Genomic DNA, 21,103 nt, shown 5'->3' with positions numbered 1-21,103 from the left:
TTCGAACCCGTTCAACCAACGGGATCAAAGGGAGCGCCAACGGCACATTGGCGCTCCTGGACGGGCATCAACGCCACGCCTGGCGTGGCCGAGCCCGATGCGGTCAGCGCTGGTTGCCACCACCGCCATGGCTATTTTCGCCGCCCTTCTTGCCTGCTTCCGAGGCACGTTCAGGGTCGTTGGCAAAATTGCCGCCGCTGTTCTGGCCGCCTTTCTGGCCAATCTCTTCGTAAAACTCTTTACCGTGGTTGCGGGAAGTCGCCTCACCGCCTTTCTGTCCTGCCTCTTCGCGACTCATTCCGCCATCGTTGCGATTATTCGCCATGATCAATCTCCTTATTGCATGTAATCGGCAAAACTCATTGATTGAGAGCGCTCGATTTATCGCTCGAGCCCTTTGAGGTTAGTGAACGCCAAGGGCATATCAAGGAAAGAGAACGACAATCATGAACGTTTAATATTTATGATTGGGCGTTGGTATATGCATTAATCAGAAAGCAACCGACCAACTAGAAAAACAACAAAAGACAAGAAGCGAAGCAACATCAATAAATCACTTTAATGCGGAGAAAGGAGCTTTCGATGTCACACTATTGCCACATAGCCCTCTTAAGGTAATAGTGATATACGTTGCCCAAAACCCCGTACCAGGAGTGCCGCGATGAGCCATACAGCGCAGCCAGACCTTATGCATACGCTGCAAGAAGCAGCCCGGCTGGCTGGAAAAGTCCTCACTGAGGGGTATCACAAAGCGGGGGGTATCGACTTCGAACGCAAGGGAAGCTCGGACTTCGTCACCCATTACGATCAGGCAGCTGAACACGCCATTATCGATACCATTCAGCGTGCGCATCCAGACGTGGGATTTCTTGGCGAGGAAACGGGCGTTACGTCGTCTCGCAGTAGCGACCTTACCGTCATCATCGACCCGCTCGACGGCACCAATAACTTCCTGCACCGGGTGCCGCATTTTTCGGTTTCTATCGCGGTGCGCCAAGGCGCAACGCTCATACAGGGTGTGGTCTATCATCCCTTACTGGACGAAATGCTCTGGGCCGTGCGAGGCCAAGGAGCCTACCAAGGGTCAAGACGATTACCCATCTTATCGGCTCGCCCCCTCAACGAGATGCTGGTTGGCACTTGCTTACCGTACCATCATAAAGGCGACTGTATGACGAGCCAACGCCAGCTCGCGGCGCTGATGCCCCATGTGGCAGGCATTCGCAGCCCCGGCTCTGCGGCATTGGAAATTGCCTATGCAGGCATGGGCAGGTTTGACGCCTTCTGGTCTCAAGGTGCGGAGCTAGAGCTTTGGGATATTGCAGCGGGTATTGTCATCGCACGTGAGTCTGGGTGCCAGGTTAGCGACCTTGCTGGCCACGATGATCCCGACGAATGGAACAGCTTGCTGATCGCCCACCCCGAGCAGCATGGCATACTCAGGAGCCTGCTCAACGAGTGACTGGGTTCAAAAATATCCGGGGAACTTACGCGGTCAGTGTGGGTTAGCAGGAGATATGGCACAACGGCCTAATGTGGGACTATAAACAACAAAGAGGGATAAGGTGGGACGAGCGGCGAAATTTAGCGCCATAGATTCAGATAGTTACATGCAGGAAGCCAGTATAAAGCGCCAGCAGGATAGACACCAGCAGTGCCAAAGATGCGCAAATTGAAAAAGAGGCCGTTCCTATGTGGAGCGGCCTTTTTCGTTAGATATTTGGCACAGCCTCACAACCACCCAGCAGACCAAACAGCCCGCCCGATAATCTCAAGCTCTGCCAGGCGGTCACGCGGCACGGTCACCTTATCGTACGCGCTGTTGGCGCTGATGATGGCGATTCCATCAAAGTTACGCTGCAACCGTTTGGCGTAGAGATGTCCATCCAGGCGCAGGATGTAGATACCCTCGCCCTCAATCGTGGTGCGCGTGTGATCGATCAGCACCGTGTCACCGCTGTGCAATACCGGCTCCATGCTATCGCCGTCGATACGGATCGCAGAGAGGTGATCCGGCGTTAGCCCCTGCTTGCGCAATGAGTAGCGCGTGAACGAGATATGCGTGAGCACTCGACAGTTCTCATTCCAGGCACCCGCCCCAGCGCTGCACTGCGCGTCATACAGCGGCACAAAGGCGTAATCCTCCATTCCTAACACTTCCGTATTCGGAATTGGCGGTTTCTCGTCTAATTGCTTCGGCCCTTCACCAGTAGCAACCCAATCAAGAGATACGCCTGCACCTTTCGCAAGCCGGGCAATGCTATCCAGCGCGGGTACAGAGTCACCAGCAAGCCATCGGTGAAACGTCGACATAGCAACGCCTGCAGTTTGAGCGGCTTTTTTGCGCCCACCCAACATCTCGGACACTTCCGAAATTCGAGTTCCGATTCCGTTATTGGGATTCGGAACTGACTCCTCAGTATTTCTATTCAGTTCCGATTCTTCATAAGCCATTGATTCAAACCCAAAATTCCTTAAAAGGACTATAAAATCCAAATAGGAGAGAAAAAGAACTCCGAAAAGGGATTGATGAATTCCATATATGGAGTTATGTTTACTCACAAGTGAGGGTTAGACAGCCAGAAAAAACGCCACGGAGTGACGCTATGAAACTGGACATACCTACCAACCCAACGGCGCGATGGGAGTGGATCAAATATCAGATCCGGTCTCGTGGCCTTACGTTGGCGGAGCTATCTCGCCGACTTGGCGTAGAGCTTGGAACGCTGGCATCCGTAAAGCGCACGCCCTACCCACGTATGGAACGAGCTATCGCAGCAGCGCTAGACCTCAAGCCTGCAGTGATTTGGCCTGAGCGCTGGAACAACGATGGCACCCCCTGCCGTCAGCGCCCCAATCGAGCGGAAAAGAGCGCATCAACATTAAGTCTGCATGATAGCGGCTCTAACGCTATCGCGCATCGTCAATTGGCCCGGAGGGCATAACCATGCGCCGTGTCAAAGATGACTTAACGTTAGACATCTTCGAAGTGCCAGTGCCGGTCGTGCCTACGCCAGGCAGCGGTAACTATGCCGCTCAGGTCAGCGAGCTGGTAGGGGTAGTGCTGAAAGAGTGCCCAGTAGACCGCTACGAGATTGCCACGCAAATGAGCCGCCTCTCAGGTGACGACGTTTCCAAGCACATGCTGGATGCGTGGTCGAGCCCTGGCCGCGCCGACCACAACATCCCGTTCTACCGCATTCCGCTTTTGGAAGAGGTGTGCCAAAGCCATGCCTTTACCGACTGGATCGTCCACCTGCGCGGCGGGCGCGTTGCCTATGGCCGCGAAGCGCTAGCTGCCGAATACGGGAAGCTGTCCCGCATTCAGGAGCGAGTCAATGCGGATCTGCGCAAGCTGAAAAAGATGATGGGAGAAGAAGAATGAACTGGTACTCCGCCAAAGAGTTGGCTGGGCTACCAGGCATGCCCAGCACAGAAAGGGGGGTTAAAAAAGCAGCCGATCGCCATGGCTGGGAAGGTCAACGTCGCATCGGCAGTAAGGCTATGGAATACGCCTTCGCCGTACTCCCCAAAGAAACCCAGAACGCCCTGCTGCTGGCACAGGCGGATAAAGCCGCGCCCATGCCTGCTAGCACCGTTGCGCCGCCGCAAGAAGAGCAGCGCCCAGGCCAGCAACAACTGACCGATGCACAGCGCCAAGTGATGGGTGCCCGCGTTGCGTTCGTCCGCGAGATCGAGCGCATGAGCAAGATGGTCAGCCAGCAGCGCGCAATCGAAACGTTAGTCGCTCACGCCCAAGCCGACGATCTAACGCCTTACCTCAAACAGCGGGTAGTGCTAGCCAACGACCGTAAAACAGAAACTCGCACCCTTAGCGAGCGCACCCTCAAGCGCTGGATCGCTGACTTCCGCAAGCACGGTGAACGCGGCCTAGCGCCCAAACGCCGTAAGGCCGATATGAGCATGCCGCCGTGGGCGGGCGATTTTCTCAAGCGCTACCAGAAGCCGCAAAAGCCCAGCGTGGAAGCGGCCTACCAGTTGCTGGTCGAACAGACCGAGCCGCCACACCCTTCTATACATCAGGTGCGCCGCTGGCTAGCCAAGCTTTCACCGGAAGCGCGTGAGCGTGGCCGCATGGGTGCGCATGAGCTGAAAGCCCTACAGCCCTTCAAGCGCCGCACCAGCGACGCGCTACTGCCGAATGACGTGTGGGTAGCGGATGGCCACACCTTCGATGCCGAAGTGATCAACCCGCTCACCGGCCAAGCCTTCCGGCCCGAGATTACCTTGATCATCGATTGGGGCACCCGCCGCATCGTCGGCTTTGCCCTCAACCTTGCCGAATCCACCGTGGCCACGCTGGATGCGCTGCGCGATGCCGTGAGCCGCGTCGGCATGTTCAACCTGTTCTATGTCGATAACGGCTCAGGCTTTGACAACGCCACTGTTTATGAAGTGGTCGACCGACTGGGGGGCAGCATTACCCACTCACTGCCCTACAACTCCCAGGCACGTGGCGTCATTGAACGCGCCCACCAAACCATCCTGGTGAAACTGGCTAAAGAGATGCCCAGCTTTATTGGCGCAGATATGGATAAAGAAGCCTCCACCAAAGCGCACAAGTTAAGCCGCCGCGATATTAAACAAGGGTTAAAGCCCGCGTTTATTCCCACGTTTCAAGAGTTCTTCGAGCGCTTGAACGACGCCCTGGATGTTTATAACCACCGACCCCACAAAGGTCTGCCCAAAGTGCGCGATTTAGACAGCGGCAAGCTGCGCCACCAAAGCCCCATGGAAGCCTGGAAAAGTGCCGAGGCCGAAGGCTTCGAAGCGCTCACCGCACCCAGTGATGTGGTCGCCTCGCTTATGCGCCCGCAAGAAGTGCGCAAAACCAACCGTGGCGAAGTGCGTATCAATGGCGGCGTCTACTTCATGAATGCCCTACGCGACTTCCACGGCGAAGAGATCCGCGTGGCCTGGGATTACCGCGACACCGGCTGCGTCGGCATCTTCACCCTAGAAGGTGAATACCTCGGCGATGCTCAGTTGGATGGCAACGCCACCCCCGCAATGCCCGCCAGCATGATCGAACGCGCCGCCGAAAAACGCGAAAAAGGCCAGCTCAACCGCTTGGTGCAGAAAGCCAAGGTGGTCACCGGCAGCGATGTGGAAATCAAAACGATTACCCCCGCCGCCCGCCAATCAGACGAAAAGCAGGCTGCCCAAGGCCGCGCCTACGCCAAGCGGCTGGCCGATCAAGGCACACGCTTTCAGATACCCCACAACAAGATGGAGCGCTATCGGCTTTGGAAGAAGCTGGATGGACAACTACAGCAAGGAGAAGAAGTACCCGAAGCCGCCCGCGAATGGCACGAACGTTACCAGCACCACAGTGATTTAAAAGCCATCGCCAAAGTGATGGATACCGAAATGGATGCAGGTGGGCGGCAACCCACCCGCACCCGACGGGCCGTCTGAACCACGGCCCACGACACCCCAACCTTGGATAAGGAAGCACTATGAGCGTCAACACCATTGTACCACTCACTAACGTTGGCCTACTGGCCGCCGCTGTCGAAAGCGCCGCCAACCGCCCGCCCGAACTACCTGGCCTGGTGGTCATGTACGGCCCCAGCGGCTACGGCAAAAGCTTGGCAGCCGCCTATGCCGCCAACATGCACCGCGCTTACTACGTCGAGTGCCGCGAAAGCTGGACGAAAAAAGCGTTCGTGGTCGCCATCCTGCGCGAGATGGGCATCATCCCCATGAAGACACTGAGCGAGATGGTCGACCAGATCGCCGAGCAGCTCTCCCGCTCTGGCCGCCCGCTGATCATCGATGACGTTCAGTACGTCATCGACAAAGCCGCCGCCAACGTTTTAACGGACATCTATAACGCCAGCCAAGGCACCCTGATTCTGATCGGTGAAGAGCGCGTGCCTGCCTCCATGGCTCGCCTGGAGCGGCTGCATAACCGTGTACTGGAATGGGTGCCCGCCCAAGCTGCCAGCCTGGACGACGTGTGTGCCCTAGCCGCCAAGAGCTACCCCGACATCACCATCGAAGACGACCTGCTAGACGCCATCAACCACCGTGTTAAAGGCTGCCTGCGCCGTGTGGCGGTGAACCTCTACCAGATCCACTCCGAAGCCACCGCCCAGGGCTGGAAAACGGTAGGCCTACGCGAGTGGAGCGAGCAAGACATCCACACCGGCCAACCACCGGCGCGGAGGGGCTGAGCATGTCGTCCAAGAACGTCGCAAAGCGTAAAACGCTATCCGCACTGGCGGGAGATGTCACCCCTCGCCAGCTTATCTGGGACGCCATTCGTCACCAGCATTTAGACGATGGCATCATCACCATGCAGGGCATCCGTATTGCCCTCAAACGTCACCCGGAACTCAGCGAGAGCCGCATTAGCGACTATCTCCGGGCGTTGATCGCAGGCGGCTTCCTGGTGCGCCGCAACCCCGACGCACCACCCGCCACCACGGCCATCTACTTCCTGCAGCGCGATGTCGGTGTGGAAGCCCCCCGCGTGCGCCGGGATGGCACGCTGCCACCGCCCCCAGGGCGCGAACAGCTCTGGCGCACGCTCAAAATCATTGGTGCGTTTACCGGCCAAGAGCTAGCCGATGCCGCCAGCACGCCTCAAGTGCCGGTCGCCAAAGCCACCGCTGATGAGTACATCAAGATGCTCTCTCGGGCCGGATACCTGCAAACCGTGGTGGAACCCTCCCCTGGCGTGCCAGGGCGCTATCGCCTGGTGCCCAGCCACTGGACCGGCCCCATGGCCCCCATGATTCGGCGCACCAAAGAGCTTTACGACCCCAACACTGGCGCCGTGGTGTACCGCCGCGTCACCAAAACCGAAGGGGGCGAGCCATGAACGCCATTCGCCGCACCCGCGCCGTAGATATCTCCAACTGGGGCGAAGCGCCGCCCCGCTGGATCACCCTGCTCGCCAACGAAGTGCGCGCCACCAATCGCAAGATGGCCGGTGATCGCATCGGCGTCTCGCGCAGCGCGGTATCCCTGGCACTGGCCAACCGCTACCCCAGCCCCTCCACCAGCAGCATCGAAAAGAAGGTGCTACAGGCGCTGGATGGCCTGAACTGCCCCGCGCAGGAACGCACCATCAGCGTGGAACAGTGCCGCGAGTACCGCTCGCGCCCAGCGCCCACCCACAACCCCATGGCCATGCGCCTATGGCGCAGCTGCCAAACCTGCCCGAACAACCCCGACCGCCAGCAGGGAGAAGACCAATGACCCTTAAAGCCACCTGCCCCGAATGCGGCATGAGCGGTGACATGGCCGCGTTCGTCACCCAAGGCGAACACAACCAGGCGCTGGCCGCCGCGCTGGAAATGCCCGCCTTACTGAGCAGCCGCATCGTGCGCTACCTCGGCATGTTCCGGCCCAAATCACGGGCATTGGCCAGCGCCAAAAGCGCCCGCCTGCTGGGCGAGCTGAAGGACGTCATCACCAGCGGCGTGATCGAGCGTAAAGGCATTACCCGTGAAGCACCGCTCAAGGTCTGGGTGATGGCGCTTGACCAGTTGCTTGAACGCCCGCCCAGCAACCTGCCGCTCACCGGCCACGGCTACCTCTATGAAGTGGTGGCCAACTGCGCCGACCGCCACGCCGCCGAGGAGGAAAAGCAGCGTGAGGAGCAAGTTCGTAGCGGTGCCAAACAGCCTGCAAACCGTGCTGCTGTTGCCACCCTGCGAGAGCGCTCCACCGATGACGTACTTGCCGAACACGAACGGTTAGCCCAGCGCAAAGCGCACGTTACCCAGCAGCGCCCGCCGCAACACGACAAAGCCGCTGAAAAAGCCAACGCCCCCAAGCGCCTGAGCGACCTACTGAAAGGGGCAGCCAGCCAGGGAGAAAAGCCATGAGAACGTACAGCGATGCCCACATCGAGCATTACGCCGACCGCTTCATCGCCCTGCGCATCGCCCGCCACGGCGTGGATCTCGCGCAGTACCTGATCAACCCCACGCAGTTTGAGCGCTTGGCATTAGAGCCAGAGCCGTTGCTGCCCAAGCAGCAACGGGCCGTGCTTCGCATCTGGCAGCACTGGGACACCGGCCTAGCTGAGCAGGCAGCGGCTCCTGAAGCCACCGAAGAAAAGCCGTTCGAGCTGCCCGGTGAATACGCCGTGTGGGAGGAGTTCCTGCTGGGCATCGGCAACAACAAAGCCATACGCCAACGCAACGGTGCCTATGTCGAGCCGATGCACCACCACCGCCACAACCCCCGTAACCGCAGCGCCAACTTTGCCCGTAAAGGAGCCTGATCATGAGCATCGCCACCACTGAGACTCAACAAGTACCTGAAGGCTTCCGCATGGACGCCAAGGGCCGCCTGATTCCCGAAGCCCAGATCAAAGAGATCGATCAGATCCGTGATGAACTGGTGCTCTCCATCTTCGACCGCGCCTGTGAACTGCGCGACCAGCTACGCGACTTCAAAAGCGATGTGTTTAGCGAAATCGCCGCGCTCATCGAGACCTCCGCCCAGGAGTACGACGTTCAGATCGGCGGCAAGAAAGGCAACGTGCAGCTCGTTTCCTTCTGTGGTCGCTACAAAGTGCTGCGCGCTATCCAGGAGCGCATCACGTTCGATGAACGGTTGATGGCTGCCAAGGGGCTGATTGACGAGTGCCTGAAGGAATGGACTGCCGACGCCAGGCCCGAACTGGCCGTGATCGTCCAGGACGCATTCCGCGTTGATGATGCGGGCAACATCCGTACCGGCGAGGTGCTCAGCTTACGCCGCCGCTTCAACATCAGCGATCCGCGCTGGCTGAAGGCGATGGACGCCATCAGTGACGCGGTGCAGGTAACAGGCTCCAAGAGCTACATCCGCATCTATGAGCGCGTCGGCAGCACCGACCAATACCAGCCCATCAGCCTAGATATCGCGGGGGTTTAACCATGCCCAGCAAGTGCGCCTATTTCTACCAACTCCAGGAGCGCGGCATCAGTGCCGCGCAGGCCAAGCAGTGGCTCAAGAAGAACCCAATGCCGCGCCAATGGAAGCACAGCGCCTGGCGCTGGGCTGCTGAGAACATGACTGATGAGGTGACCCAATGAGCACCGTCTTGAATGCGTCCTCGATCCGCGTCAGCGCCGCCATGGGCGGATACGTCGCCACCCTGCGCGGCAAGCGTGCAACCGGCACCACGCATCGCGAAGCGGCGCTGACCGTCGCACGCCAAGTGTACGGCCCCAAGGTCAACGTACGCAGCGACTACCTGCGCGATGCAGATCCACTGGCGGGCATCCAGTACCGCTACCACATCACCCACCAGCGAGGTGTGGCATGAGCGAGAAAGTAAAAACCAGCACCCAGGCCATGATCACGATTGAGCCCAACGAAGCTGGCGGTTTCACGGTATGCGCCGGATTCAATGGCGAAAAACCCGAGTCGCCACAGATGAAAAAGGCCGGCGATTTAGCCCTGCTGGGAATGCAGGCCATCGCCAAAGCGCTGGAGCTGCAAGACGCCCACGCGGCCACCCAAACAACCCTCCACTAAGCGAAACGTCCTGCCAATGGCGGGGCGTCTGCCGGGCGTGGTAGCCCGGCACTGATGAGCAGCCAAGGGGAGAGAAATGGACAGCAAAGCGTTAGACAAAATCAAGAAGTGCTTGCGGCTAGCAAAGTCGAGCAATGCCAATGAAGCCGCCGCCGCATTGCGCCAAGCGCAAAAGCTGATGGCCATCCATGGCGTCACCAGCGAAGACGTGGCCATGAGCGATGTGGGCAGCCATACCAGCAAGGTCAATGCTGGGCGCAAACCGCCCACGCATATCGGCCAGTTGGCCAACATGGTAGCCGGTGCCTTCGGTGCTGAGATCGTGTACACGCCATGCTATGACGGCGAGCGCTGGCAAGGGCGCTTCGAATTTTACGGACTGAACGGCGCAGGTGAAGTAGCGGGCTATGCCTTTGAAGTGCTGGGTCGCCAGTTAAAGCGCGACCGCACCGCCTTCCTTGCCACTCTGAACAAGCGCCTAAAGCGAACTACCAAGGTGCGCCGTGGCGACCTCTACGCACAGTCATGGATTAACGCTGTGGCCACGCAGGTGACGCGTCACCAGCGCACGGATGCCGAGAATGCCATCGTGGAAGCCTACACGGCTAAGCGCTGGAGTAATCTGGAAACCCTAAAGCCTCGCGATAACACCAAGGGCATGCGCTGCCATGACCACGCGGCCATTCACCAAGGCTACCAGGACGGCAAAAAAGTCAGCTTCCACCAAGGCGTGAACGGCAACCGCTACGCACAGATCGGTGAGGTGTCGTCATGAACAAATGGCAGCAATTAGAAGAGCAGCTATCGGGCGTTTTTGGAAATGCCACTGTATTGGCTGCTGGCCATAAAGTGACGTTCAGTAAGTGCCTTGACGGCGAGAAGCTTGTGATCCGTGTAGGCGTAGACGGCTGGATCAAGGGTATCTGGATGTCCGTGGACGAACATGGCCAGCCGGAGCACCCAGAGGGGTGCTTCTACTGTCCGCAACGCTACCGCCCCTGGAAGCTCAAAGAATACCCCAGCCTGAAAAAAGTGTACGGCAAGAAACAGGCAGACGAGATGACGGCGCTGAGAACAGTGCAAGTTAGCCCCTACTGGAACAGCCCCAAAACGCTGATCAGCCACCTCAAAAAGAACTTCCCCGACCTAGAGCTGGTGAACAGCGAGGTGGCGTCATGATCAGCAAAGGCAAACTCGCTCAAATCCATATCGCCAAGCAGCAACTCGGCCTGAGTGATGAAGACTACCGCGCCATCCTCGCCCGCACGGCGGGCGTGAGCAGTGCCAAAGAACTCACCAATCGCACCGTCGGCGGCGTGATGCACGAGTTTCGCCGCCTCGGTTTTGAACCCAAGCCCGCCAAAAAAGCAGGCCGCAAGGCACCGCGCCCACCGCGCTCACGCCAGAATGTGATGAGCAAGATTGAAGCAATGCTCACCCACGCAGAGCGCCCATGGGCCTACGCCGACAGCATGGCCAAGCGGATGTTCGACGTTGAGCGAGTGGACTGGCTGGACGATGACCAGCTACACCGCCTGATGACCGGGCTCATCATCGACGCCAAGCGGCAAGGACGGTACCCCGATGACCTCAAATGACGACAACCTCGATTTTGGGTTCGATGAAATCCCCGCCGATGCCCTGGAGCGCCTGCCAGACCCAGAGCTGGCCCGCCACTGGCCACAATCGCTGGTAGACATGCTGCAGGTGATCGAAGCGGAGTACATCGAGATAGGTCTGGAGCCACGCATCGCCCAACGCCTAGCGTTTTCCACCCTAAGAATTCTGGCGTATTACCACGGCGGGCAGGTATTCTATTTAGCCAAAGGGGATCAGCTCGACCGAGCGCTGCGCGACCATCAAATATGGTGCGAGTTTAACGGCAGCAACCACGCCGAGCTGGCACGGCGCTACGATAGAAACGTCATGCAGATCTACAAGATCCTGGCCGAGCAGCGGGCACTGCACCGCAACCGCATCCAGCCTGGGCTGTTTTAAGGGAGAGAGGGAGCTATGAAGATTCTTGCAGGGATAACACTCATCGCTGCTGTAATGCTGTCGGGCTGCGAGTCGCAAGAAGTAAAGCAGGCAAAAGAGGCGGTTGCTAATCAGCTACGCGACCCTGAATCCGCTCAGTTTCGCAACATGACCGAAACGAGGAAAACGAGTTTGCTTGAGCATGGTGTAGTGACGGTCTGTGGCGAGGTAAATGGCAAGAATGCGTATGGAGGGTATGTGGGTTTTCAGCGCTTCGTAAGCAGGCCATCAGTAGGTATCGTGTACATGGAAAACACCTGGTCCACCTTTGACAGCGTTTGGTCTCGCCATTGCAGCGAGTCATAGCAATATCAAACCTATCAGTTACTGAAAGGTGTCAGCATGCTCAGTAAAATAATGAAAAGCCTGTTCAGGCCTCAAAAAACGGAAACAACCTCACGACTGCCACCCGGTGCCTCATTAGAAGCACCAACGCCACAGCCCACTAAACAACCAGCTCATCACGTATTCAACCGTCGCCCAGATGACCACCATGACCAAGCCTTTGATTTAGCCACTCACGGCATCGAATGGAGCGACGAAGCCAAGGAGAAAATACGACCCGTGCTATTCAGCGTGCTCCATGAGGGGGCTTCACGGGCGAAAAAAGCACTGGAGCCACTATGGCCAGAAGATTTCAACTGGCCAGAAGCTGAAGCGTACCTGACTGGCACCAAGAAGGTGGTTACTGCCCGAGACTATGCAGAACTCCTGCGTCTTCAGGTAAGTGGTATCGCCTACCAGTTGCATCGGATCGACCAAATACGGGATCTCTATGCAGATGAGTTCGGGCGGAAACAGCGTCCATACCTGATGTATCGAGGGGATGGCGATGACGAAGGCACCACCTTGTGTGGAAAGCCTGAAAATGTCCCTATGCTGGCAGAAGAAGTAATGCAAGACTGGCTGATGCCCTGTGTAATGATGGGGTGTAACTGTAAACTTTCCACTCTGAGCAAGCGTGACATGGCTCGTCGGGATTCCACCCCCTCAACCCCTTGACCCTTTCGCCCGCTCTGCCGCCTGCTGGATTTGCTGGCCGCAGAGTACCGCAAAGCCAGCGAGGAGTTGTCAGCCGCGCTGCAATCGCATTAAATAGCCATCAGAGCGCCCGAGCGGCCTGACCGCCAGAGCGCCTGTGAAGATGCCCACCCCTCGGTGGGCATTTTTCTTTAACCCCCGCTAATCCCGACGCCTCACCCTACCGCCCTATCCTGAACCTCACTGCTCTGTGCTTCGCTCACCTGCAATGAGGCTCTCTCGCCATGCCCCGTGACGACATCTCTATCCATTTCCGACGCCGTGAATTCGCCTGCAAATGCGGGTGTGGGTTCGATACGGTAGACCTGGAAACCCTAACGCTACTGCAAGACATTCGCCTGTATTTCGATGCCCCGGTCATCATCAACAGCGGTTGCCGTTGTGCAGACTATAACCGCCGCGTAGGCGGTGCTGCCGCCAGCCAGCATGTGTTTGGCCGCGCCGCTGATATCCGCGTGCAAGGCATCGACCCCGCCGTGGTAGCCACCTACGTGGAAACCCAGCACCCCACGGCCAGCGTGGGCCGCTACAACACCTTCACCCACATAGACACACGCACAAGCGGCCCTGCCCGCTGGGGTGGGTGAACCATGCAATGGCGAGAACTAGCCACCACCGTGGGCGGTATGGCTCCGCTGATCGGCAGCGCCCTCGGCGGCCCCGCTGGGGCAGCCGTGGGCCAACTAGCCGCCAAAGCCTTAGGCGTTGCCGCCACCCCCGACGCCGTCGCCCAAGCACTCGGCGACCCAACCGCCGCCATCAAACTTCAAGAACTCGAAAACGACCACCAGCAAACCCTCACCCGCATGGTGCTAGAAGCCGAAAGCGTGCGCCTTAGCGAGGTAAACAAAACCATGCGTGCCGAAGCGGCGAGCAACGACGCCTATGTGCGCCGTTGGCGGCCTACCTTTGGCTATCTCACTGCGATTGCCTGGGTTATCCAGTGCGTGGCCATTGCCTGGTCGATTGTGGCCACGCCTGAGCAAGCAGGGGTGGTAGCCCAAGCCGTTACCGCACTCACCCCCATGTGGGGCGTGGCGCTCGCCATGCTAGGGATTAACGCCACCTGCCGAAGCCGCGATAAACAAGTGGCCGCAGGGCAACAGCCTCGCGGGTTTATGGATGCCGTTGTGAAACGCGTTGGCGGCTAACCAACCAATAAGGGAACACCATGGAGTTAATCAACTGGGCAGCCGCCAAACTGCTATTCGATGTGCTGCAAGCCCTCTTTATGGGCGTCATGGCCGCGTACGTGTACTGGCTGAACAAGCACCGCGCTAGCCAAACCGCCATCAAGGAAACTCACATACGCATCGATGGCGTTGAAAAGAAGGTGGTGAACCTGGAGCACAAAATGGAGCGCCTGCCCAATCACGAAGACCTGAACAAACTGCAAGAGCAAATGGCGCGTACCAACGTGCTGTTAGCTGAAATTAACGCCAGCCAGAAAGCGACATCGGCACAGGTCAACCGCATGAATGACTATCTGATGAACCAGCCGCGAGGGGGGCACTCATGAACCAGAGCTTTCAAGACTTTGAAACCGAAGGTCGTCGCTTGGGCATCCTGCGGATTCTGTCGCGCCGCAGCCAGTTCACGACCAACGAATACAGCCTGAACGATGAGCTGAAAGGTGCTTATGCCCACCACATCAGCCGCGACAAGCTACACGGCGATATTGCCTGGCTGGAAGAACAAGGCCTGGTGATTGCCCAGCAGCCCCGCGCTGGCTGGATTGTTACCCTCACATCACGCGGTGCCGACTGTGCCGAAGGCCTCGCCAATGTACCTGGCGTCGCCAAACCGCGCCCAGGAGCATGAGCGATGCCGCCACGCAACAAGGTCTTTGACCTTCCCCAAGAGGTGCGCGAAGAGCTAAACGAGAAGCTCGTCAGCAGCGGCTTCCAAGGCTATGAAGCGTTAGCCGGGTGGCTAGGCGAGCGCGGTTATAACGTTTCCAAGTCCAGCGTTCACCGCTATGGCCAGGACTTGCAGGAAGAGTTTGAAGAAGCCATGGGCGATGTCAAAAAAACGACAGCGCTAGCCAAGGCTATGGTCGCGGATCAAGACGATGAGAGTGGTTCGTTACTCGATGCCACCGCCCGCATTGCACAAGACCACCTGCTACGAATCTTGATAGCGCTGCGTAATGCTGAGCATGAGCCAGAGAAAGCCGCAAAGCATATCGCTACCGTCACCAAAGCGATGGCCGATATTGGGCGCGTGTCACTCAGTCAGAAAAAGTGGGCGAAAGAGCTACGCGTGGAAGTAGCCAAAGAAGCAGCCGCCAAAGCTGAGACGGCAGGCCGTGCCCAGGGGCTATCCAATGAAGGTGTCGCGGCACTTCGCGCTGCCATATTGGAGGGCATGTCGTGAGCGCCGCCATTGATCAAAGTGTGTTGCTGCCCTACCAGCAGCGCTGGGTGAAAGACACGTCTCCCGTCAAGGTCATTGAGAAGTCGCGGCGTATCGGCCTGTCTTATGGCGAAGCGGCAGACGACGTGCTGTATGCCGCCTCCAGCGAAGGGGCTAACGTCTATTACATCTCCTACAACAAAGAAATGACCCAAGGCTTTATTCAGGATTGCGCTGGGTGGGCCAAAGCCTATCAGGCCGCTGCCAGTCAAATCGAAGAATCGGTGATTGAAGCCGAAGACAAGCAGATCCTCAGCTACACCATCAAGTTCGACAGCGGCAACCAGATCCAGGCCTTTACCTCCAACCCGCGTAACTTGCGCAGTAAAGGTCGCCCTGGCGAACGCCTGGTGATTGATGAAGCTGCGTTCGTGGATGACATCCAGGAGCTGCTAAAAGCGGCGATGGCCATGACTATCTGGGGCGGCCAGATCCGTATCATCAGCACCCACAACGGCGAAGATAACCCGTTCAATGAGCTGGTCAATGACATACGCGCCGGTAAGTACGACTACAGCCTGCACCGTGTTGACCTGGACAACGCCCTAGCCGATGGCTTTTACAAGCGCATTTGCAGGGTCACCGGCCAGCCGTGGACCCGTGAGGGCGAAGCCCATTGGCGGCAACAGTTGATCAACCGCTATAAGCCCAACGAAGACGAAGAACTGTTCTGCATTCCTGCCCAGGGCGGCGGTAGCTACTTAACGCGGGTCATGATTGAGGCGTGCATGGCTCCCGCCCCGGTACTGCGCTTTAACGGCACGCGAGAATTTAACGCCATGCCCGAACCCTTGCGGGCTGCCGAAATGGCCGACTGGATCACCGACAACCTGAAGCCTGTGCTGACCACGCTTAACCCACGCCGACAGCATGCGTTGGGGCAAGACTTTGCCCGTAGCGGTGACCTCTCGGTTATTGCCCCCATGGAGATCGGCGATACCCTGCACCGCACGGTGCCCTTCCTGATGGAAATGCACAACGTGCCGTTCAAGCAGCAAGAACAAGTGTTGTTTGCCATTGGTGACGCGCTGCCACGCCTATGCGGCGTTGCCATCGACAGCCGAGGAAACGGCGCGTACATGGGCGAAGCGGCCACGGATAAGTGGGGCTCCATCGTTGACCAGGTGATGGCCACCGAAAACTGGTACCGCGAACGCATGCCCCGTTATAAGGCTCGCTTTGAGGATGGCTCAATCACCATCCCGAAGGATGACGACTTAGTCGATGACCACCGCGCCTTCAAGCTGGTACGCGGCGTTGCCCGCCTACCCGAAGGCAAAACCAGCGGCGAACGCCACGGCGATGGCGCAATGGCTTGCGTACTGGCCGACCACGCCGCCGAGCTGGAAGCCATCGAGATCGAATTCACCCCCGCGCCCCTGCCTGGCTCCCGCCAGGACGACGACAGCGACGACATTGAACCCAGCGGCTTTGGAATAGGAGGCGGCGCATGGTAAGCCCTAAAGCACTCATCAAGCGGTTATTCGGCAGCGACAGCAGCCAGGCGCTAGAGGAAGAACAAACCCAGGATGCCCGCATCGGCCAGCTCAAAAGAGAGTTCGCCGAGCACCCGACAAAGGGGCTCACGCCCGCCCGGCTCTACCAGATCCTAGAGGCCGCAGAGCAAGGCGACCTTAAAGCTCAAGGCGAGCTGTTTGACGACATGGAGGAGAAAGACGCCCAGATTGGCGCTGATCTCGGCAAGCGTCGCCAGCTCGCCGCCGAGCTGGAGTGGCAGATCGTACCGCCGGATAACGCCAGCGCTATAGAGAAGCGTGCAACAGAGCAAGCCATCGAAGTGTTCAGTGCGCTGGAAGTGGAAGACCTAATTCTTGATCTCGGTACCGGCATCGGCCACGGCTGGGCCAACCTGGAACTATCGTGGCAACGCGACGGCGCGCTGCGCTACATCGAGCAGCCCACGCTGCGCCCCCATAGCTGGTTCAGGCTCCACCCGGATGACCAGAACTGCATCACCCTGCGCGATAACAGCGCGACAGGTGCGGAGCTATGGCCACTTGGCTGGGTGCAACACCGCCACCGTGCAAAGTCTGGCTACGTCGCCCGCATGGGCCTACACCGTATGCTCGCGTGGCCCTATCTGTTTCAAAACTACGCCTTGGGCGACCTAGCGCAGTTGCTGGAAATCTACGGCCTACCGGCCCGCATCGGTAAGTACCCCCGCAACGCCACCGAGAAAGAGAAGGCAACGCTGCTGCGCGCCGTGGTCACGCTGGGCCAGAACGCCGCAGGCATCATTCCCGATGGTATGGCCATCGAACTCACCGAAGCGGCAGGCAAAGGGGCGTCAGCCGATATCTACAAAGCCATGATGGACTGGTGCGAACGTGCCAAAGCCAAAGCCATTCTAGGCGGCACCCTGACAAGCGGTACAGGCGAAGGCACAAACACCAACGCACTCGGCAACGTACATGAACGCGGCCAGATGAGCCTCATTCGCTCAGACGTGCGCCAGTACGCGGGCAGTATCGGTAAACAAATTCTATGGCCGATGTCGGCTTTAAATTACGGCATTGATAAGCCAAGCCGCGCACCACGCTTTTTCCTCGACACCGGTGAAACCGAAGACCTCGAACGCCTATCAAAGTCACTGCCCATCTTTGTGGATATGGGCGCGAAGATCCCGCTGTGGTGGCTGCATGAGAAATCCGGCATCCCCAAGGCGCAAGACGGCGAAGATATTCTTATGCCAAAGGCAGCGCCAAACCCCTTTGGTGCGCTGCGCATTCCCGCCTCACGGCCACCGCTAGCCGCCCTGCGCCAGGCACCCACGCAACCGGGCCAGCCGAGCTACTACCGCGATGCCACCCTCGATCAGATTGACGACCAAGCACAGCCAATCGTTGATGGCTGGGTGGCGCAGGTGCAGCAGCTCGTTGAGCAAGCAGAGAGCTTCGAGCAGCTGCAAGAGCTGATCGCCAGCGCCTTCGATGACCTCGACGAATCGGAGCTTGCAGACGTGATGGCCATCGCCTTTGAGGCCGCAGCGTTAGCAGGCCGGGCCAGCGTCGATGAGGAAACCGGCGATGCCGATTAGCGCCCAGTTCAATCGCCCATTCGCAGAGCAAACCGAGTTCTTCCGTAACAAGCTGAACTTGCCCACCACCCGTTCTGGGCAAATCACACGCGACCAAAACGACGCCGCTTTTGTCGTGGCGGGCGCTACCAAGGCCGACCTGCTTGCGGATCTTCGCGGCGCAGTCGATGACGCCATCAGCAACGGCCAGAGCCTTGGCGAGTTCCGCAAGCAGTTTGAAGAGATCGTATCGAAACGCGGTTGGACGGGCTGGACAGGGGAAGACACCAAAGCGGGCCGCGCCTGGCGCACTCGGCTTATCTACAAGACGAACCTGGACACCAGTTACGCCGCTGGCCGCTGGCAGCAGATGACCGACCCCGATGTGGTGCGCCTGCGCCCCTATTGGCGCTACATCCACAACACCATCGAGAACCCACGCCAGCAGCACCAGCGCTGGAACAACCTGGTTCTGCGTCACGACCATCCGTGGTGGCAAGCGCACTACCCACCTAATGGCTGGGGCTGCAACTGCGGTGTCGAGACGTTAAACGAGCGCGGCCTGAAGCGCTTGGGCAAAGATGGGCCAGATGCTGCGCCGAATGACGGCACTTATGAAAGCGTCGATAACACCACCGGCGAAGTGGTCACCGTGCCAAATGGAGTGCAACCCGGCTGGGACTACGCCCCAGGGCAAACCGCCACCGAGCGTGCGATCGCTGCGCGGCTTAACCGGCTCGATAGTGTAGAAGCCACCATTGCTAGACAGAACGTCGCCGACCTAGTCGAAGCGCCGTTATTCAACCGCTTTTGGAATGGCGAGGTGCAAGGCGAGTATCCTGTAGCGGTGGTTCCACACGTAGAACGCCAAGCGCTAGGGGCAGAAAGCCCCGTGGTGCTGCTCTCTCAAGAGAGCCTGATGGCGCATAAGGCCAGCCACCCCGAGGTGGGCTTGGAAGATTACCGGCGCATTCAGCAGATACTCGATGAAGGCGAGGTGTACCAACGCGAAGGCGAACCAGGGCGCATGGTCTATCTAAGCCTGGGCGAACGGCTATACAGAGCCGCGCTAAAGCGCACAGCAGATGGCAAGAAGAACTACTTCCTCACGCTGTTTATCGTGAACGATGAAAAGGCCGAGCGGGAAGTCAGGCAGAAGATGGAGCGCGTGCGCTAGAGGAACTGAGCTTGAGGAACGTGGTGCAACGCTGGTTCGCCATCCCCAGATACCTCATCTGCTTGCGCAGGGTACACCAGGCGAATATTGGTCGTTCGCACCACACGCACAGTATAGGAGAGAACCATGATCACCATCAACGCCAACACAGACGCCATCGAACGCGCCATCACCGACCTGATCAGCAAAGGCGACGACCTCACCGCGCCGATGAAGTCGATTGGTGAAGAGATGGTCAACCGCACCCAGCAGCGGTTCCGCGATAAAGAAGCACCGGACGGCACTCCCTGGGCACCGAACGCCCCCTCCACCGAAAAGCGCAAAGGCCATGACCGTGTACTCGAAGGCGAAAGCAGGCAGCTCGCCAAGCAGTTCAGCTACAGCGCCAGCAGCGAAGGCGTCGAATGGGGCAGCCTGATGGTCTACGGCCCAATGATGCACTGGGGTGGTACCAAGGCCGAGTTCCCCCACTTGTGGGGTGACATCCCAGGGAGAGAATTTGTCGGTCTCAACGATGACGACGAAGACGAAGTGCTGGGCATCCTCGCCGACCATTTCAGCCTCTAACCACGAACAGCCAGAAGTGCCCTGTAAGCTCCGCAAGGCGCTCCCCCGCTACGCTGGCACGCATTTTCGCCGTGAGGCGCGTTAGAGGTGCGTTAGATATCGATTTCACGTATATTTTGCTACATTGGACTGTATAGGTACAAAGATAAGACTCAGAACGGCCCACGTAGAGGCTGGCGAGTACGCATCGGGGAAGGTGAGTATGTTTGAGAAAATGAAGCGTCGCTTTTGGATAAGCTACAGACGAGCGCAAAAAGAGCGGAGAGAGAAGCCACGCTATCATGTGGTCGGTAATGGTGTTATGACCATGAAGGCATCGGATGTAGTTCAAACTAAAGCTTTTCAAGAACAGTTGAAAGCTTCAGAAAGACTGGAGCATGGGCTAAGGGTATCGGAAACGTAATCCAGAATGCTCCAAGCGCTGATTGCTTTCGTCACAGTCCTTTCAGGCTATTTGTTTATAACCAAATGGCATGAATCGCGATATATTATTAGACGCCAAGATTCTCAGGGCGTCTATTTTTATGCAGCAGCAGCAGGTATCACGCTCCTAGTAGTATCTGTTTTTTTGGTGAGCTTAATGGAAGATCACCTCCTATGGGCCACTAAGACCTTGTCCTTTTGGGTGAAAGCCCATCTGCCACTAAGTGAAAACGAAAGTAGCATGGCCGTCTCTTACTGGATAATAGTCCTAGGGATGGTCTTCACAATATGTATACCTGCAAGCTACATCTTGAATTTCTTGCAAGGCATAATGACCATGCAAGAGCAGGATTGGGTGCTGCTAGTCGGTAACGGCATAAAGGGTCGGCGGTTTAATCCTTCTTACTACTTGAAAGAAATATACGGCTACTCCTCGTCTAGACCTTTGTATCGTGCCATTACTCATATGAATGCAGATTTTGAGCTCATTCTCTTCAGAGGCATGGATCAGGCCAAACCTATCTGCTTCACTTTGAAAAATGGGAAAGTCTATGTCGGCAGGCTAATGGGTTCAGTAGACCCTGTCGACAGTAGGGATATGCTTCGCGTCCTGCCGCTCATGAGCGGGTTCAGAGACCCAGTCACACACAAAGTCACCTTCACTACGTTTTACAAAAGGCTTTACGACCGAATACCGCTCACACAGAGCATACAACATTTAGATGAAGCTAATTTTGAGCTAGTTTTTGGCTTCCTGGATGTACAGTCTGCTCACCTCTTCAATACAAAGGTCTATGACGAATTTCAAAAAGATGGCCCTGTAGAAAGCAACCAGATCAACTTAGACCTTGACTCTGATAAGCCTTGAATTCCTTTAACCCACGCTAAATCCCGCTAGC

General features: G+C 57.9%; 31 protein-coding genes and 1 other RNA gene. 30 read left to right on the top strand and 2 right to left on the bottom strand.

Annotated features, from left to right (window positions below):
- Positions 1 to 103: 103 nt before the first annotated feature.
- Positions 104 to 325, bottom strand: coding sequence for a general stress protein (locus LG409_RS02805; RefSeq protein ID WP_039182913.1), 222 nt, complete (start codon positions 323 to 325; stop codon positions 104 to 106).
- A 336-nt stretch (positions 326 to 661) separates the two neighbouring features.
- On the opposite strand from LG409_RS02805, the gene LG409_RS02800 reads away from it, so the two are divergent.
- The gene (locus LG409_RS02800; RefSeq protein WP_227407576.1) at positions 662 to 1,462 is read left to right on the top strand and encodes an inositol monophosphatase family protein; all 801 of its coding nucleotides are present in this window, start codon (positions 662 to 664) and stop codon (positions 1,460 to 1,462) included.
- Between the two features lie 269 nt (positions 1,463 to 1,731).
- Here LG409_RS02800 and LG409_RS02795 read toward each other — a convergent pair whose 3' ends face one another.
- Positions 1,732 to 2,454, bottom strand: a complete 723-nt coding sequence (locus LG409_RS02795; protein ID WP_227407575.1) for a LexA family transcriptional regulator — start codon at positions 2,452 to 2,454, stop codon at positions 1,732 to 1,734.
- Between the two features lie 152 nt (positions 2,455 to 2,606).
- Between LG409_RS02795 and LG409_RS18705 the strand changes: the two genes are divergently transcribed.
- The 29 genes from LG409_RS18705 to LG409_RS02650 all read left to right on the top strand — a co-directional run bounded on the left by LG409_RS18705 (position 2,607) and on the right by LG409_RS02650 (position 21,072).
- A complete protein-coding gene (locus tag LG409_RS18705) occupies positions 2,607 to 2,945 on the top strand; it encodes a helix-turn-helix domain-containing protein (protein ID WP_137093648.1) in 339 nt (112 codons plus the stop codon).
- Positions 2,946 to 2,947: 2 nt separating this feature from the next.
- On the top strand, positions 2,948 to 3,385 hold the full coding sequence (locus LG409_RS02785) for a hypothetical protein (protein WP_144981082.1): 438 nt from the start codon (positions 2,948 to 2,950) through the stop codon (positions 3,383 to 3,385).
- Positions 3,382 to 5,439: a DNA-binding protein gene (locus LG409_RS02780; RefSeq protein ID WP_227407574.1), complete on the top strand. Its 2,058-nt coding sequence runs from the start codon at positions 3,382 to 3,384 to the stop codon at positions 5,437 to 5,439. The genes LG409_RS02785 and LG409_RS02780 overlap by 4 nt, the downstream gene beginning before the upstream one ends.
- Positions 5,440 to 5,480: 41 nt before the next feature.
- A complete protein-coding gene (locus LG409_RS02775; RefSeq protein WP_227407573.1) occupies positions 5,481 to 6,200 on the top strand; it encodes an AAA family ATPase in 720 nt (239 codons plus the stop codon).
- Positions 6,201 to 6,202: 2 nt separating this feature from the next.
- Positions 6,203 to 6,850: a hypothetical protein gene (locus LG409_RS02770; RefSeq protein WP_227407572.1), complete on the top strand. Its 648-nt coding sequence runs from the start codon at positions 6,203 to 6,205 to the stop codon at positions 6,848 to 6,850.
- The gene (locus LG409_RS02765) at positions 6,847 to 7,230 is read left to right on the top strand and encodes a hypothetical protein (RefSeq protein WP_227407571.1); all 384 of its coding nucleotides are present in this window, start codon (positions 6,847 to 6,849) and stop codon (positions 7,228 to 7,230) included. Before LG409_RS02770 ends, LG409_RS02765 begins: the two co-directional genes overlap by 4 nt.
- On the top strand, positions 7,227 to 7,862 hold the full coding sequence (locus tag LG409_RS02760) for a hypothetical protein (RefSeq protein WP_227407570.1): 636 nt from the start codon (positions 7,227 to 7,229) through the stop codon (positions 7,860 to 7,862). The genes LG409_RS02765 and LG409_RS02760 overlap by 4 nt, the downstream gene beginning before the upstream one ends.
- Entirely contained in the window at positions 7,859 to 8,263 is a 405-nt protein-coding gene (locus tag LG409_RS02755) for a hypothetical protein (protein ID WP_227407569.1), read from the top strand. Before LG409_RS02760 ends, LG409_RS02755 begins: the two co-directional genes overlap by 4 nt.
- A gap of 2 nt (positions 8,264 to 8,265) precedes the next feature.
- Positions 8,266 to 8,901, top strand: a complete 636-nt coding sequence (locus LG409_RS02750) for a DUF3164 family protein (RefSeq protein WP_227407568.1) — start codon at positions 8,266 to 8,268, stop codon at positions 8,899 to 8,901.
- 2 nt (positions 8,902 to 8,903) lie between these two features.
- Positions 8,904 to 9,062 carry a hypothetical protein gene (locus LG409_RS02745; RefSeq protein WP_227407567.1) on the top strand — a complete coding sequence of 53 codons (159 nt, stop codon included), beginning with the start codon at positions 8,904 to 8,906 and terminating at the stop codon, positions 9,060 to 9,062.
- A complete protein-coding gene (locus LG409_RS02740) occupies positions 9,059 to 9,295 on the top strand; it encodes a hypothetical protein (protein WP_137093631.1) in 237 nt (78 codons plus the stop codon). Before LG409_RS02745 ends, LG409_RS02740 begins: the two co-directional genes overlap by 4 nt.
- Entirely contained in the window at positions 9,292 to 9,507 is a 216-nt protein-coding gene (locus LG409_RS02735) for a hypothetical protein (protein WP_227407566.1), read from the top strand. The genes LG409_RS02740 and LG409_RS02735 overlap by 4 nt, the downstream gene beginning before the upstream one ends.
- Positions 9,506 to 9,575, top strand: an RNA gene (locus tag LG409_RS02730) — hammerhead ribozyme type II. The genes LG409_RS02735 and LG409_RS02730 overlap by 2 nt, the downstream gene beginning before the upstream one ends.
- An 8-nt stretch (positions 9,576 to 9,583) precedes the next feature.
- The gene (locus LG409_RS02725; RefSeq protein WP_227407565.1) at positions 9,584 to 10,282 is read left to right on the top strand and encodes a DUF2786 domain-containing protein; all 699 of its coding nucleotides are present in this window, start codon (positions 9,584 to 9,586) and stop codon (positions 10,280 to 10,282) included.
- Positions 10,279 to 10,686 carry a hypothetical protein gene (locus tag LG409_RS02720; RefSeq protein WP_227407564.1) on the top strand — a complete coding sequence of 136 codons (408 nt, stop codon included), beginning with the start codon at positions 10,279 to 10,281 and terminating at the stop codon, positions 10,684 to 10,686. Before LG409_RS02725 ends, LG409_RS02720 begins: the two co-directional genes overlap by 4 nt.
- On the top strand, positions 10,683 to 11,105 hold the full coding sequence (locus tag LG409_RS02715) for a gp16 family protein (RefSeq protein ID WP_227407563.1): 423 nt from the start codon (positions 10,683 to 10,685) through the stop codon (positions 11,103 to 11,105). The genes LG409_RS02720 and LG409_RS02715 overlap by 4 nt, the downstream gene beginning before the upstream one ends.
- Positions 11,092 to 11,505: a Mor transcription activator family protein gene (locus LG409_RS02710; protein ID WP_227407562.1), complete on the top strand. Its 414-nt coding sequence runs from the start codon at positions 11,092 to 11,094 to the stop codon at positions 11,503 to 11,505. Before LG409_RS02715 ends, LG409_RS02710 begins: the two co-directional genes overlap by 14 nt.
- A gap of 15 nt (positions 11,506 to 11,520) precedes the next feature.
- Positions 11,521 to 11,850 (top strand): hypothetical protein, encoded by a 330-nt coding sequence (locus tag LG409_RS02705; protein ID WP_227407561.1) that lies wholly within the window; start codon positions 11,521 to 11,523, stop codon positions 11,848 to 11,850.
- A 36-nt stretch (positions 11,851 to 11,886) separates the two neighbouring features.
- Entirely contained in the window at positions 11,887 to 12,546 is a 660-nt protein-coding gene (locus LG409_RS02700; protein ID WP_227407560.1) for a hypothetical protein, read from the top strand.
- 263 nt (positions 12,547 to 12,809) lie between these two features.
- Positions 12,810 to 13,172, top strand: coding sequence for a D-Ala-D-Ala carboxypeptidase family metallohydrolase (locus LG409_RS02695; RefSeq protein WP_227407559.1), 363 nt, complete (start codon positions 12,810 to 12,812; stop codon positions 13,170 to 13,172).
- 3 nt (positions 13,173 to 13,175) lie between these two features.
- Positions 13,176 to 13,736: a 3TM-type holin gene (locus tag LG409_RS02690; protein WP_227407558.1), complete on the top strand. Its 561-nt coding sequence runs from the start codon at positions 13,176 to 13,178 to the stop codon at positions 13,734 to 13,736.
- 20 nt (positions 13,737 to 13,756) lie between these two features.
- A complete protein-coding gene (locus LG409_RS02685; RefSeq protein ID WP_227407557.1) occupies positions 13,757 to 14,104 on the top strand; it encodes a DUF2730 family protein in 348 nt (115 codons plus the stop codon).
- On the top strand, positions 14,101 to 14,406 hold the full coding sequence (locus LG409_RS02680; RefSeq protein ID WP_189463215.1) for a VpaChn25_0724 family phage protein: 306 nt from the start codon (positions 14,101 to 14,103) through the stop codon (positions 14,404 to 14,406). Before LG409_RS02685 ends, LG409_RS02680 begins: the two co-directional genes overlap by 4 nt.
- A gap of 3 nt (positions 14,407 to 14,409) precedes the next feature.
- Complete coding sequence (locus LG409_RS02675) at positions 14,410 to 14,961, top strand: DUF3486 family protein (RefSeq protein ID WP_227407556.1); 552 nt, start codon at positions 14,410 to 14,412, stop codon at positions 14,959 to 14,961.
- On the top strand, positions 14,958 to 16,457 hold the full coding sequence (locus LG409_RS02670) for a terminase large subunit domain-containing protein (RefSeq protein WP_227407555.1): 1,500 nt from the start codon (positions 14,958 to 14,960) through the stop codon (positions 16,455 to 16,457). The genes LG409_RS02675 and LG409_RS02670 overlap by 4 nt, the downstream gene beginning before the upstream one ends.
- Positions 16,451 to 18,058, top strand: a complete 1,608-nt coding sequence (locus tag LG409_RS02665; protein WP_227407554.1) for a DUF935 domain-containing protein — start codon at positions 16,451 to 16,453, stop codon at positions 18,056 to 18,058. Before LG409_RS02670 ends, LG409_RS02665 begins: the two co-directional genes overlap by 7 nt.
- Positions 18,048 to 19,214 (top strand): phage head morphogenesis protein, encoded by a 1,167-nt coding sequence (locus LG409_RS02660; RefSeq protein ID WP_227407553.1) that lies wholly within the window; start codon positions 18,048 to 18,050, stop codon positions 19,212 to 19,214. The genes LG409_RS02665 and LG409_RS02660 overlap by 11 nt, the downstream gene beginning before the upstream one ends.
- Before the next feature lie 126 nt (positions 19,215 to 19,340).
- Positions 19,341 to 19,781, top strand: coding sequence for a phage virion morphogenesis protein (locus LG409_RS02655; protein ID WP_227407552.1), 441 nt, complete (start codon positions 19,341 to 19,343; stop codon positions 19,779 to 19,781).
- 409 nt (positions 19,782 to 20,190) lie between these two features.
- Positions 20,191 to 21,072, top strand: coding sequence for a hypothetical protein (locus LG409_RS02650; protein ID WP_227407551.1), 882 nt, complete (start codon positions 20,191 to 20,193; stop codon positions 21,070 to 21,072).
- The last annotated feature ends 31 nt before the right edge of the window (positions 21,073 to 21,103 follow it).

It is taken from the genome of Halomonas sp. NyZ770, from assembly GCF_020616575.1.
Lineage (GTDB): Bacteria > Pseudomonadota > Gammaproteobacteria > Pseudomonadales > Halomonadaceae > Vreelandella > Vreelandella hamiltonii.
This window is presented reverse-complemented; position numbering and strand designations above follow the sequence as displayed.